General features: G+C 44.6%; 10 protein-coding genes. 4 read left to right on the top strand and 6 right to left on the bottom strand.

Features of this window, described 5'->3' with window-relative positions; translation table 11 throughout:
- The first annotated feature begins 36 nt into the window (after window positions 1-36).
- On the top strand, window positions 37-2163 hold the full coding sequence (locus AACU59_RS03775; RefSeq protein ID WP_094144953.1) for an AsmA family protein: 2127 nt from the start codon (window positions 37-39) through the stop codon (window positions 2161-2163).
- Window positions 2164-2224: 61 nt separating this feature from the next.
- On the opposite strand, the gene cobO is transcribed toward AACU59_RS03775, so the two are convergent.
- The 5 genes from cobO to AACU59_RS03750 form a co-directional block, all read right to left on the bottom strand.
- Window positions 2225-2830 carry a cob(I)yrinic acid a,c-diamide adenosyltransferase gene (gene cobO / locus AACU59_RS03770; protein ID WP_010320670.1) on the bottom strand — a complete coding sequence of 202 codons (606 nt, stop codon included), beginning with the start codon at window positions 2828-2830 and terminating at the stop codon, window positions 2225-2227.
- A gap of 129 nt (window positions 2831-2959) precedes the next feature.
- Window positions 2960-4234 carry an outer membrane protein transport protein gene (locus AACU59_RS03765; protein ID WP_094144952.1) on the bottom strand — a complete coding sequence of 425 codons (1275 nt, stop codon included), beginning with the start codon at window positions 4232-4234 and terminating at the stop codon, window positions 2960-2962.
- A 301-nt stretch (window positions 4235-4535) separates the two neighbouring features.
- A complete protein-coding gene (locus AACU59_RS03760) occupies window positions 4536-5807 on the bottom strand; it encodes an outer membrane protein transport protein (RefSeq protein ID WP_176428508.1) in 1272 nt (423 codons plus the stop codon).
- Window positions 5808-6052: 245 nt separating this feature from the next.
- Complete coding sequence (locus AACU59_RS03755) at window positions 6053-6778, bottom strand: DUF3379 domain-containing protein (protein ID WP_017044335.1); 726 nt, start codon at window positions 6776-6778, stop codon at window positions 6053-6055.
- Window positions 6771-7319 carry a sigma-70 family RNA polymerase sigma factor gene (locus AACU59_RS03750; RefSeq protein ID WP_088717986.1) on the bottom strand — a complete coding sequence of 183 codons (549 nt, stop codon included), beginning with the start codon at window positions 7317-7319 and terminating at the stop codon, window positions 6771-6773. Before AACU59_RS03750 ends, AACU59_RS03755 begins: the two co-directional genes overlap by 8 nt.
- 670 nt (window positions 7320-7989) lie before the next feature.
- Here AACU59_RS03750 and fadI point away from each other — a divergent pair.
- The 3 genes from fadI to AACU59_RS03735 all read left to right on the top strand — a co-directional run bounded on the left by fadI (window position 7990) and on the right by AACU59_RS03735 (window position 12120).
- The gene (gene fadI / locus AACU59_RS03745; RefSeq protein ID WP_013857245.1) at window positions 7990-9297 is read left to right on the top strand and encodes an acetyl-CoA C-acyltransferase FadI; all 1308 of its coding nucleotides are present in this window, start codon (window positions 7990-7992) and stop codon (window positions 9295-9297) included.
- Entirely contained in the window at window positions 9297-11420 is a 2124-nt protein-coding gene (gene fadJ, locus AACU59_RS03740; RefSeq protein WP_094144670.1) for a fatty acid oxidation complex subunit alpha FadJ, read from the top strand. Before fadI ends, fadJ begins: the two co-directional genes overlap by 1 nt.
- 151 nt (window positions 11421-11571) lie before the next feature.
- Window positions 11572-12120, top strand: coding sequence for an NAD(P)H nitroreductase (locus tag AACU59_RS03735; protein ID WP_094144669.1), 549 nt, complete (start codon window positions 11572-11574; stop codon window positions 12118-12120).
- Between the two features lie 61 nt (window positions 12121-12181).
- Here the strand turns inward: AACU59_RS03735 and AACU59_RS03730 are convergent, their stop codons facing one another.
- Window positions 12182-13057 carry a LysR family transcriptional regulator gene (locus AACU59_RS03730; RefSeq protein WP_026027659.1) on the bottom strand — a complete coding sequence of 292 codons (876 nt, stop codon included), beginning with the start codon at window positions 13055-13057 and terminating at the stop codon, window positions 12182-12184.
- Window positions 13058-13290: the final 233 nt, after the last annotated feature.

Genomic DNA, 13290 nt, shown 5'->3' with positions numbered 1-13290 from the left:
CCACTTTCTTTTTCTAATTAAGCAAGGAAAAAGCTGATGAAAAAACTGTTTCTTTTCATTGCCATTATTATCGGTGCGTTAATCGCTGCCGCGCTCGCACTTGTCCTGTTGGTCAATCCTAACCAATTTAAGCCCTTGATTGTAGAACAAGCCAAACAGAAAACGGGGTTGGACTTAGTCATTGAAGGAGATATCAGTTGGAGTTTCTTCCCTTCGCTTGGCTTTGAGCTGGGCAAAACTGAACTCAGAAATCCACAAGGTTTCAGCGCTCCAAACCTGTTTAAAGTCGATCAAGTTGGTATTGAAATTTCGGTGATGCCATTGCTGGATAAGCAACTGGAAATTGGCAACATCCGCCTAAATGGTGCTGAGTTCCATCTTGAAACCCTTAAAGATGGCCGTTCAAACTTAGATAGCTTAACTCAAGCCGCGCCTCAACCAGCCGCCTCTTCCGCCGTAAACGAAACAAAACCAGCACAAGAAGAGACAAGCAGCGTCAATGCGAGCAAGCCTGTTCAAGAGTGGACGATTAACTTAGCGGGCGTTAGCGTCGAAAACGCATTACTGGAAATACAAGACCGCAAAGCCGGTACACATACCAAACTGTATGACGTGGCGGTAAATCTTTCAGAGTTTGCGGTGGATAAATGGACGTCAGCAACTTTTGCCGCCAAAGGTAAAAATAACCAACAAAACTTTGCCGCAGAAGGGCGAGCTGAATTCAAATTAGCCGCTGGTTTCAAGGATTATGCGGTGAAGAACGTTGTGCTTGATGCGAGCTTTAGTGACCCATCAAACCAGATTGATTCTGCGAAGATTGAATTAGCCACGTTCGAGTTTGATAAGAAGAATGCGCTGTCATTCAGCGTGAAAGGAAAGGTAGCGTATTTAAAACTTGATGCGAAGGGGAGTGCGCAACTGACTCTCGATAAAGCCATGAGCTTGGTGAAGATTGATACGCTGGTGCTGGATACCAATCTAGAAGGAACCAGTTTGCCACAAAGCCCAATGCAGGTCGGTTTAACTTCGAACATTCGTTTTGATCTCTCTAAAAACCAACTGGATGTCTTACTCAGTAAATTAACCGCAAATGCATTAGAATTTGATGGTGATGTCAAAGTGACGTTGGCTGAGATCCCTAAAATCCGCTTCAATATGCATAGCCCAAATATCGATTTGGATGAATTTTTAGGGCTTGCGAATCCAGCAACGGCAAGCAGTGCCGTGAGTGAAAGTAAGGCATCGTCAGGTTTAACGTCAGCAGCGCCTGCTACGGTGAGCGCTGAAGTGGAACCGGATCTCAGTGCATTAAAAACGTTGGATGTGCAAGGCAAGGTCACCATAGACAAGTTCAAAGCTAATAATGCTCGATTACAGAATGTGCAAACCAGCTTTAGCGTCGATCGTGGCATCGTGAATTTAACCTCATTCAGTGCCAACCTTTACCAAGGTACGATTCAAGCGACCGCTCAACTGGATGCAACCAAAGTACCTGCCACTTATAGCGCTAAAAAAAGCGTTAAGGGAGTACAGGTGCTGCCGCTATTAAAAGATGTACTCAATAATGAGATGTTACAAGGTACGGGTAACATTGATGTGGATGTAAAGGGCCGCAGTTTGACGCCAACGGGCATTCAACAAAACCTTGTCGGAACCGTGAACATCAACTTTGCCGATGGTGCAGTCAATGGTATTAACGTTGCTCACCTTATCCGTAGCAATTACGCCAAAATTAAAGGTAAGAAAGTTGATGACGACCCAGTGAAGAAAACCGATTTTAGCGCCATGACCGCTACGCTGAAATTGAACAAAGGGGAAGTCACCACCAATAACCTCGCCATGCAATCACCACTGTTGCGTATTCGTGGTGAGGGTAAAGCGAATTATCTGCAACAAACGGTTGATTTTTTGGTGAGCACTTCTGTGGTGGGAACGCTAGAGGGGCAAGGTGGCAAAGACATTGATGAGTTGCGAGACGTTACGATTCCTATCAACATCTCAGGGCAATGGAGCGATCCTAAATTCAAATTGGTTTTTGATGATGTGTTAAGACAAAAAGCGGAAAAAGAAATTGACCGTGGCTTGGAAAAGCTCGGCGTTGAGATAAAAGACGAGAAAACTAAGAAAGCGGTTGATGGCTTATTAAAAAGTCTTTTTAAGTAATTTACTGGGTTGATTTCATTATGATTGATCAAGCCTCCTCGATTTAGAGGAGGCTTTTTTATCACCAGTCGATGCCTTTTCGTGCTTTGATGCCCGACTCAAAGGCGTGTTTCACATTTTTGACTTCCGACACCGTATCGGCGATTTCAATCAAGCTGCGGTGTGCTCCTCGGCCCGTGATCACCACCGACTGCATTGCTGGCCGTGTTGTTAAGGCTTCAATCACTTCGTCTAATTCGATATAGCCATAGCTCACCATGTAGGTCAGCTCATCAAACAACACCACATCAATCGACTCATCTTTAAGCATGCGTTTGCATTCTTGCCAAACCCCTTGCGCCGCTGCGGTATCGGCTTCTTTGTTTTGCGTTTCCCAAGTAAAGCCCGTCGCCATGACTTGAAATTCGACGCCCAGTTTTTCAAGCAGATTACGTTCACCGTTTTCCCAGGTTCCTTTAATGAACTGAGCTACCGAACATTTCAAACCGTGGCCGACAGCGCGCGCAATGGTGCCAAAACCTGAGGTGGATTTCCCTTTACCATTGCCGGTAATGATCAATAACAACCCTTTCTCTTGCTGAGCCGCGGCAATTCGTGCATCGACTTGCTCTTTTACTTTCTGTTGTCTCGCTTTATGGCGTTCATTTTTAATTTCTTCAGTCGACATGCTCAATCCTGTTCATTAATAGCGTTGCCGCTATCATAGCTCAACTACTCGGCAGCAAAAACCATCGAAATTACAAGGAATAAAAAAGCCAGAGCAGTGCTCTGGCCTCTGGGAGTATCTCTAATGAGTTTAGAAGCGGTAATTGGCTTGTGCGCCGATAAGCCAAACATTACCTGCCGTGGTGCCAGAAAATTGGCCTCCAACGGCTTGCGCTGCATCATCTGAAGCATAACCACGAGATTCCACAATGTTGGCATCTTTGGCAAAAATGTAAGTAAAGCCAGTGTCTACGGTGAATTGCTCCGTGAAGGCATACTCCGCACCAACGCTTAACCAAGTTCGATCAGTTTCAGGGATGGTAATGGTACGGTTTTTATCGTTAACTGCCGCCATATCGTAAGCAATGCCTGTACGCAGTGCTAATTTTGCATCGACTTGGTAAGTCGCACCCAGAGCAAAACGGTAATTGTCTTCCCAGTTTTCTTCTTTAACCATCACCGAGCCAAGAGTGTTTAAATCCGCTTCAAGCTTTTCGAAACTGCTCCAATCGGTCCAGTTAATACTGGCATGTAGTGCCAGCTGTTCATTTAGTTGGTGGTAGCTAGCCAGTTCAGCGGTGGCAGGCATAGTGAGCATCATTGAACCTGTATCATTCACCACCTTGCCCGATTCTTTCGAAAATATATTCGCTGTGCCAGTAAGCTTTAGGTCAACTTCGGATTTATAAGTAAAGCCAATGCGATTGCTATCATTGATCTGCCATGCCGTACCCACTTGCCAACCCCAAGCTTTATCTTCACCTTCCATGTACTTTAGTGTTGTACCTTGTGGAAGAGGCTTAGTTTGAGCCGGAGAGGTCGCACCGAAATGGCCTTCTCCAATCACATAACGAATGCCACCGCCAACGGTAACCGCATCAGTGAGTTGGTAGCCGATGTTGGCATTGACTTCCATTGTTTTAACCATCGCTTGATTACCAAAGTGGCTCGCGCTGAAATTACGGTCAAGTTCGGTCTCCATGCCATAGTTAGTACCGAGTGCTAAACCTAGTACCATTTTATCGTTCACTTGATGTGAGAGGTAAAAATTGGGGATGACGGCATCATTTGCGAAGTCATTTGAGCTTGCTTCTAATGCGCCGTTGATTTTTCCATTCACATCAACATTCGGATTAACGTAAATTGCACCAACAGAAATTTGCGTACCTTTCAAATAAGTCAGCATGGCAGGGTTACGCCATTGTGCACTGGCGTTATCAGCCATAGCCGCTTCACCGGCGTAAGCACGCCCAAGGCCCGTTGCAGAGTATTCTGCCAATTGGAAACCGGCGGCTTGAGATGCGTTTGATACGCTGAATAGTCCACATGCCACTGCAAGTGAAAGAAGAGTTTTATTTGATTTCATTATAATGTTCGCTGAAATATTTGAATTCGGTGTGGGGATTTTAAGGTTAGAGCTAATGCTTTAAAAATATAAAGCAGTGAATTTGTTGTTTTTGAAATTAAAATCTATTAAAGGTTTAATTATAAGAAGAATACTCTGCTTGTTATGAAAGTGTTTCTGATTTTTGGCGAACACTTGTAGTGTGGTTTAAGGCCCAAAAGGTACAGTTGTTAGCTGAATTAGGCGAGGAGACGATATTACAAGCATTAAAAAGGGCTGGAAAACCAGCCCTTTATTGACGCTATGCTAATAAACGTTGCGCTTAGAAGTTGCGGCTATATTGTAAGCCGACTAGGATTGCATCTGCGTGAGTCGTTGCCGTCAAAACAGTACCAGCCGAATTCTCAGTCACTTGCACATCCTTACCAAGTAGGTAAGTGAAACCAAAGTCTACATTAGATCGCTCATCAACTTCGTAAGTAAAACCAGCAGAGAGCCATTGGCGATCTGAGTCTGGCACTGAGACTGAAGTTAAAGAATCTTGTGCGCTGGTGTCATACATATAACCAGCACGTAAAGTCCAATCGCTGTTTAGGTAGTAAGTTCCACCTATCGCATAGTGCCAACCATCTTGCCATTTATACTCTTTACCATAAACGCCGCCGCCAGCTAAAATAGAGGCGATAGGTGATTGTGAAGAGTCTAGGTTCTTAAAGTCGATTTGGTCAAATGCACTCCAGCCAATCCATTGCACACTATAATGGACTGCAAACTGTGTATCCTTGATTTTATGAAAACCAGAGAATTCTGCTATATCAGGTAGTGGAAGAACGATTTTTTGTCCGTAATCATCTTTGGCTTCAAATTCAGGGCTGTAGTGATATGCGAAGCCAAATCGATTATTTTCATCTAATTCATATACCGTACCTAAATTAAACCCGACCGCCCAGCCATCGGCCTTATCAACATTTAGCAAAGCTGTTCCTGCCGGAATGGTAGTTTGGAATTTCTGTGATAACCCAGCTGCTAAGGTTGCACTAGCATAACGCTGCATCGTACCTTGACCATAAATCAAGTCTAAGCCTGCCCCAAAGCTAAGTTGCTCATTTATTCGGTATGAGCCTGCGAGTCCAAAGTTAAAGCTTTTAACGTCCGTTAAACCACCATATTCTGATGCTGGATAAGAATCTGAAAATTCTGTTTTTGTGCCAAAATTTGTATAAGCGTTAACGCCCCAAGCAAATTGGTCATTGACTGGAACTATTAGGTGAATGTTAGGGGCAATAGATGTTCCGCCTACATCATCAACGTCAGAAATTGATACACCGTTGTATTTAGCATCTTTGACATCAATCATCGTTGTGATGGATTCAAAGCCCAAAGAGAGTGAGGTTTCATCAAACAACGCCATTGCGGCAGGGTTACGAGCCATCACCGATGCGTTATCGGCAATAACAGCATCACCAGCAAATGCACGACCTAGGCCAGTCGCAGATTGTGCATTGAGCTGAAAGCCCGCTGCCAGTGCTTGTTGTGAAGCGAGAGCTACCGTTACGGCAAGTAACGATTTTTTAAACAGACGCGTCTTGTTCATGGTGCTTTTCCTTTTTGATTTCATCGCCTCTAATGGACGTTGTTTTTGAGCAAATGCTCAATTGGTGGCTGATACTAGAGGCAAGTATAGAAGATAGAAATCCGACCATTGTCTAATTGAATGATAAAATTGCAGAAATGATGTCTATTTGGCAGGAAAAAGGCGGAAAATGCTTGTTTATAGAGTTTAAGCTCTATTTTTGTCTAGGGAACCTGGCCCGCATTATATACAGGCCAGGAATGGTTTTAATGGGAAGGTTTTAGCATAGGCATTAGTTTTTTAGCGATGTTCGTGACATCTTCGCCATTTTCACCGACAAGGATCAGGCTAGCATCACCGACGGGTTCGATGATTCCTGCCATGCCTTGCTCATTAAAGTTCACGGCTTGTTCACTGGCAATGCCTGTGAAAAAGAGCGTCACTTTCCCGCTTTCACCTTGAAAAACCATGTGCAGAGCGTTTGCCTTGCCAAAACCACAGTGGTTTAGGTAATAAACGTGGTAAGGGAAGTTACTGCTTAACTGATAAGCGAATGGCAGCATTTTGGCGTTGATCTGCGTTGAATTCACTTGTTCATCCAGTTGGTTGACAAAGCCTTCTTCATCAATGACGTGTTTGATGGCGGTGTCCATTAGGCTTGCCTGCGCCGGTGGAATGAGCACATTTCGCCAATTGATTTGGCCAACCAATAAACCAAACACAAAAGCAATCGATGCAGCCAATGTCATCGCTTGCTTGGCAAAAGTAGGGCGGATGACATTGCTTGCCATTGTGGTTTGACTAAATAGAATACGGTCTGCGAGATCGTCAGGCACGTCTACATTCATTGCAGTAGCAATCGTTGCATCTAAGCTCAATATGTCCTCTAGGAACTGACGATTAGTATCACTAGTGGATGCCGCTTGGATAATCTCTTGGTCATGCTGTTTTGGATCGGACATAACTCGGCGGCGAAATTCTAATTCATCCATTTTGCTGCCCCTTATACGCTTCTGATGAATCCAATTGTTCTTTTAATTGATTACGAGCTCGAAACAGACGAGTCATGACCGTGTTCTTATTGAGTTCGAGGATCTCGCCAATTTCATCACCACTAAAACCACCAATGACTTGTAGGAAAAGAGGTTCGCGGTATTCAATATCCAGCTTCATTATCTGTGCCTGCAACCACTCTTGTTGATGATGAGGATCATCGTTGACTTTTACGTCACCGCTGTAGTCATCAATATCGACCAACTCAAACTGCTTGCGCTCAAAGCGGCGCGCGTTCTCGCGACGAAGAATAGTTATAAGCCACGATTTGGCCGCTTTCTCGTCGAGCAAACTATCGAGAGATTTCCAAGCCCTCAAGCAGGTTTCTTGGACTAAATCTTCAGCAATGCTTTTATCTTTACATAGCCAATAGGCATAACGAAAAAGATCTCGGTGATAAGCACGCACAAGCGTTTCATATTTTCTCTGTCTGTCAATATTACTATTGACCGGGCTGCTGGACTTTTTCTTTCCAAACATGGTTATTATCGACACATGAGTCTCCGTTTGCTCTGTGATTTCTTCTTTGTTTAGGCCATTTTATGGTCGTCTTGCGATGAACGCTTCGCGTATTCGTTCGCTTTCGATCCGTTCAAGTTGTTCGGTAACATCAATTCAAGCGTCGACGGCTTTTTAATTTCATAGTATGGAATAAATCAATATAAAATTGATCTACTTCAAAATCTCATAGCACGAAGTGGCTATAGTACACCTTGTCATCTCGTTAGTCATTGCGACTAACATGTTGAGCAAGATGACACTTCCTTTTGAAGGCTGACTTTACTTTCTCCTAATCAGGAAACTGATTATTTCAATTGGCGTAAGTTAATTGCTTTATATATTCCGACCACACATTATTGTGTGGTTTTTTTTTGCTTATATACCCTTCCTACTTGAAGCCGCAGCGGTGTTGGCTACGTTCGTTTGCCTATGCTTATTGGGACTCACTCACTTGCCGCCTACCTGCAACTCCAAGTTGTTTGGGTATAACTCCATTATTCATTTAAAGATTAAGTGATTATCCATCTCCTCTCCCTACATTACTTTCTTCGATTCGATGCGAATATCACGTTTATTTAAACACTTGTTTGATTGTTTTAACAACCTCGTTACAATGTGCCAGGTCAGACCTCTATTCTAAGGAGAAACAATGGGCAAACAGGAAGTCAAAACGCGCTCTGGTGAGCGTGTGGCTATCGTCGCGGGGTTGCGTACCCCTTTTGCGCGTCAAAGTACCGAATTTAGTCAAGTTCCTGCAGTCGATTTAGGCAAGATGGTGGTGAGTGAACTGCTTGCGCGAACGGAACTCGATCCTAAATTGATCGAACAACTCGTCTTTGGACAAGTCGTGCAAATGCCTGAGGCACCAAACATCGCGCGTGAGATCGTTTTAGGGACAGGAATGAACATCCATACCGATGCGTACAGCGTCACACGAGCGTGCGCTACCAGTTTTCAGGCGGCGGTGAATGTGGCTGAAAGCATAATGGCTGGCACGATTGATATTGGTATGGCTGGTGGTGCCGATTCGTCTTCCGTTTTGCCGATTGGAGTGTCTAAAAAATTAGCCGCTAGCTTACTCGCTTTAAGTAAAACCAAAACCGTTGCTCAGAAACTCAGCATCTTAAAATCATTATCTTTTAAAGATTTAATGCCAGTCCCCCCCGCGGTCGCTGAATATTCAACGGGCCTTTCGATGGGGCAAACGGCTGAGCAGATGGCAAAATCTCATCATATAAGCCGACTGGATCAAGATGCTTTGGCACATCGTTCTCACTCTTTAGCTTCACAAGCTTGGAAAGAGGGCAAAATCCAAGGCGAAGTCATGACGGCATTCCCAGAGCCCTATAAAAAGTGGATCGCTGAAGATAACAATATTCGTCATGACTCGACTCTGGAAGGTTATGCCAAGTTACGTCCAGCGTTTGATAGGCAATATGGTAGCGTGACGGCCGCCAACAGCACACCACTAACCGATGGCGCTGCCGCTATTCTATTAATGCGTGAAGGCCGTGCTAAAGAGCTTGGTTTGGAGATTATGGGTTATATCCGTTCTTACGCTTTTTCAGCGATTGGTGTTGAACACGATATGTTAATGGGACCGTCTTATGCGACACCGTTAGCCTTACAACGTGCCGGTATTGAGCTTTCCGATCTCACATTGATTGACATGCATGAAGCGTTTGCCGCGCAAACCCTCTCTAATATGAAAATGTTCGCCAGTGATAAGTTTGCACAGGAACATCTTGGTCGAGCAAAAGCGATTGGCGAAATTGATATGGATAAATTTAATGTGCTAGGTGGTTCTATTGCGTATGGTCACCCCTTTGCGGCGACGGGTGCGCGCATGATCACACAAACACTGCGTGAACTAAAACGACGTGGTGGTGGTTTAGGGCTGAATACCGCTTGTGCAGCGGGTGGTTTGGGCGCGGCAATGATTTTGGAGGTTGAATAATGAGCACAGAGAGAGCTTTTCATTTAACAATTGATGAACAAAATATTGCGTGGCTGGCGATTGATGTTCCCGGCGAAAAAATGAATACGCTACAAGCAGCGTTTGCCCAAGAGATGCAAGAGGTTTTTGCGACCTTGGAGGCTCAAAAAACCAGCCTAAAGGGGATGGTGATTCACTCGCTTAAGCCAGATAATTTCATTGCTGGAGCGGATGTCCGTATGCTGAACGCTTGCCAATCGGCCAGCGAAGCACAAGCATTGGCCAAGCAAGGTCAGGAGATGTTTCAAACCTTATCGGATTTGCCATTCCCAGTGGTTGCCGCGATTCATGGCCCATGCTTAGGTGGTGGTTTAGAGCTGGCGCTGGCTTGTCACTACCGGGTGTGCAGCGACGCGGACATCACGCGTTTGGGTTTGCCCGAAGTGCAATTAGGCTTGCTGCCAGGCTCCGGTGGAACGCAGCGGTTGCCGCGTTTGATTGGTTTGTTACCTTCTCTTGACTTGATTTTGACGGGTAAACAGCTGCGCGCAAAAAAAGCAAAACAGCTGGGTGTTATTGATGCTTGCGTAGCAGAGACTATCTTGCTGGATGTGGCCAAGAAGTATGTGCTCGATAATTCTGGGAAAAAACGTCATCAGGTCAATACGTCGGCCAAAGAGAAATTAATTTCTCATACGCAGCTTGGTCGCAAATTAATTTTTGATCAGGCCGCTAAAAAGACTAAGCAAAAAACACGAGGTAATTACCCAGCTGCAGACGCGATTTTAGAGGTGATCCGCCACGGTTTAGATCGTGGTTTTAAAGCCGGGTTAGAGCTTGAAGCGAAGCGATTTGGTGATTTGGTGATGAGCTCGGAATCCAAAGCACTGCGCTCGATTTTCTTTGCCACCACAGAAATGAAAAAAGAGACGGGCAGCGACGCAAAACCTCAAACCGTGAAACGTATCGGCGTATTGGGCGGTGGTTTAATGGGGGCAGGGATCAGCCATGTTAGCGTTGCAAAAGCCAAGGTTCCCGTACGAATCAAAGATGTTTCGAATGATGGGGTATTAAACGCGCTCAATTACAACTACAAATTATTCGATAAACAGCGCAAGCGTCGCATTTTATCCAAAGCGCAGATGCAAACAAAAATGGCGCAATTGTCTGGCGGGATTGATTTTACCAGCTATCAGCATATCGATGTTGTCATTGAAGCGGTATTTGAAGATCTCACGCTTAAGCAGCAAATGGTGGCTGATGTTGAAGCGAATGCCAAAACCAGCACCATTTTTGCGACGAATACTTCTTCGCTTCCAATCCAGAAAATTGCAGCGAAGGCGGCGCGTCCAGAGAATGTGATTGGATTGCACTATTTCAGTCCTGTTGAAAAAATGCCTCTGGTGGAAGTGATCCCTCATCAAACCACATCGCAAGAGACGATAGCCACAGTGGTGGCCTTGGCGAAAAAACAGGGCAAAACACCGATTGTGGTCAAAGATTGCGCTGGTTTTTATGTTAACCGTATCCTTGCACCTTACATGAATGAAGCGGCGCAGATCCTGATGGCGGGTGAGTCGATTGAAAAGATAGATACGGCTTTACTCGATTTCGGTTTCCCAGTCGGCCCTATCACGTTATTGGACGAAGTGGGCATTGATGTTGGCTCGAAAATCATGCCAATTCTAGTGCAAGAACTCGGCCCACGTTTTCAAGGACCAGACGTATTTGATTTGCTGCTCAATGACAATCGCAAAGGGCGTAAAAGTGGTAAGGGATTCTATACCTATAAAGGTAAGAAAAAAGAAATCGACAAATCTATCTACAAATTGCTGAAAATCACGCCAGATGCCAAGCAGAGTGATAAGGAGATCGCGCTGCGTTGCGTGTTACTTATGCTGAATGAAGCCGTACGTTGTTTGGATGAGGGCGTAATTCGTTGTGCGCGAGATGGCGATATTGGTGCGATTTTCGGTATCGGTTTCCCGCCGTTTTTGGGCGGCCCATTCCGTTACATAGACCAAATTGGTATCAAGAAATTAGTGGAAATGATGAATCAACATGCTGAGAAGTATGGCGATAAATTCGCTCCTTGTGATGGGCTACTGACTCGTGCTGGGGTTGAAGCACGTTTTTATCCGTAGTCATCTCGGCTGTTTTCATTCATATGTTTGCTTAAATTAGGCGAGGGAATATCCTCGCTTTTTTTCATTTATAGCCAATGAGGTCATCTCTTTATGCGAGTTATTCTCAGTTTGGTATAAGATTATGGAAAATCATCAATAAGGAATCGAAATGGATGCACTAGAGTTGCTGCTTAACCGTCGTTCAATCGCCAATCTCACATCGCCTGCACCTGAAGGTCTGGTCTTGGAAAATATTATTAGAGCAGGCTTGCGAGCGCCCGATCATGGCGGTTTAACCCCTTGGCGTTTCGTGATTGCTCAGGGAGCGGGTTTGCAAAAGTTGTCGAGTATTTTGGCGTCTGCTGTGCGAGCGGATAACGGCAGTGATGCTGAGATAGAAAAAGCGAAGAATGCACCGTTTCGAGCACCTATGGTAATCACAGTGATCGCGAAAGTAACGGATCATGAAAAAGTGCCAGCGATTGAACAACATCTCTCTGCGGGATGCGCAGTACAAGCGATGCAAATGGCCGCGGTAGCACAAGGTTTTCAAGGTTTCTGGCGTTCGGGAAGCTGGATGTTCCACTCTCACGTTCGGCAAGCATTAGGTGCTAAGGACGATGATCAAATCGTTGGTTTCTTATACCTAGGGACAGCAGGGTGCACGCCAATGAAAGTGCCTGAACGTGATTTGAGTAAATTTATTGAGTTTCTATAGCGAGTTTATTGACTATCTGCCGCTGCGATAACTCATGGCCCAGCAATGCTGGGCCTAAAATCTAGTGGATGTGATAGGCAATCACAAAATCAATAAATAGCCTGACTTTTTCAGGTAGATGATCCTTGTGGTTGTACAGCATATAAATATCACGAGGGTTGGAAACCCAGTCTTCCAGTACTCTGACTAAGCTGCCTTCTTCGATAAATTCTTTAATCATTACATCCGGCATTAAGGTGATACCCAGCCCCTCAGAGCAAGCGCTGCGCACTACATTTAAAGCGTTGGCCTGAAAACGACCAGTATCACAATTGACCACGCATTCCCCTTTATTGTTGGTCAACTGCCACTTTACTAGAGGATATCCCTTCAATAATGAATGATTACTGAGCTCTTCGGCATGAGTTGGTGCAGGGTGTTTCGCTAAATACCCTGGGCTTGCGACTAACACATCTTTCACTTCATTAATTTTTCGCGCAATCAAACTGGAGTCTCGTTGAGGGCCAACTCTAAAAATGACATCCCATTCGGTTGGGTCGAGTTGATCGGCCTGATTGCTGGTGGTCAGTTCTATGTTGATATCTGGGTACTGCATCATGAAGGCATTGAAGATAGGCATCATCATGCGTTTCGTGACATTAGATGGTGACGATATTCTTAGTTTGCCTGAAGCGCCACGGCATTCATCGGTGAGCTCTTCTGCTGTTGCAGCTAAGCGATGCAGCAACGGTGAACACTCTTGAAAAAAACGTTCACCCGCTTCAGTCAGCGAAAGTTTTCGAGCATGGCGATTCAACAATCTAAGATTCAGAGAATCTTCCAATGCTTGAATGCGTCGGGTAATGGTCGCAACGGGGATCATTGTTTTACGAGAAGTTGCGGTATAGCTTCCATTTTCGACAACCAGTCGAAAGAGGTTTAGGTCATCTAATTTCATTGTTCCTGACACATTATTTTTCGAATTTGAGTAATTTATACGTATATCATTTGTCAAATCTTGAGTCATATCAACTTGTTTGACGAAAGTAACATTCCGTACAATCCATACATAGCCCATATATATAGTATGCAACCGAGTTACAAAGTGGAACATTTGTATAAATCTTATTTTGCGACTACTTTATAAAGTAACCTATCAATTTATCCTATAACAATAAAATGACTGCTTTT

Source organism: Vibrio sp. V23_P3S9T160 (assembly GCF_963886625.1).
GTDB lineage: Bacteria > Pseudomonadota > Gammaproteobacteria > Enterobacterales > Vibrionaceae > Vibrio > Vibrio anguillarum.
The sequence above is the reverse complement of the archived record's forward strand: the minus strand, read 5'-3'. Positions and strand labels throughout refer to the sequence as shown.

What these genes read in the sequence shown, in the direction of transcription:
- AACU59_RS03775 (WP_094144953.1), top strand. Translation starts at nt 37, where the DNA reads ATGAAAAAACTGTTTCTTTTCATTGCCATTATTATCGGTGCGTTAATC.
- cobO (WP_010320670.1), bottom strand. Translation starts at nt 2,830, where the DNA reads ATGTCGACTGAAGAAATTAAAAATGAACGCCATAAAGCGAGACAACAG.
- AACU59_RS03765 (WP_094144952.1), bottom strand. Translation starts at nt 4,234, where the DNA reads ATGAAATCAAATAAAACTCTTCTTTCACTTGCAGTGGCATGTGGACTA.
- AACU59_RS03760 (WP_176428508.1), bottom strand. Translation starts at nt 5,807, where the DNA reads ATGAACAAGACGCGTCTGTTTAAAAAATCGTTACTTGCCGTAACGGTA.
- AACU59_RS03755 (WP_017044335.1), bottom strand. Translation starts at nt 6,778, where the DNA reads ATGGATGAATTAGAATTTCGCCGCCGAGTTATGTCCGATCCAAAACAG.
- AACU59_RS03750 (WP_088717986.1), bottom strand. Translation starts at nt 7,319, where the DNA reads ATGTTTGGAAAGAAAAAGTCCAGCAGCCCGGTCAATAGTAATATTGAC.
- fadI (WP_013857245.1), top strand. Translation starts at nt 7,990, where the DNA reads ATGGGCAAACAGGAAGTCAAAACGCGCTCTGGTGAGCGTGTGGCTATC.
- fadJ (WP_094144670.1), top strand. Translation starts at nt 9,297, where the DNA reads ATGAGCACAGAGAGAGCTTTTCATTTAACAATTGATGAACAAAATATT.
- AACU59_RS03735 (WP_094144669.1), top strand. Translation starts at nt 11,572, where the DNA reads ATGGATGCACTAGAGTTGCTGCTTAACCGTCGTTCAATCGCCAATCTC.
- AACU59_RS03730 (WP_026027659.1), bottom strand. Translation starts at nt 13,057, where the DNA reads ATGAAATTAGATGACCTAAACCTCTTTCGACTGGTTGTCGAAAATGGA.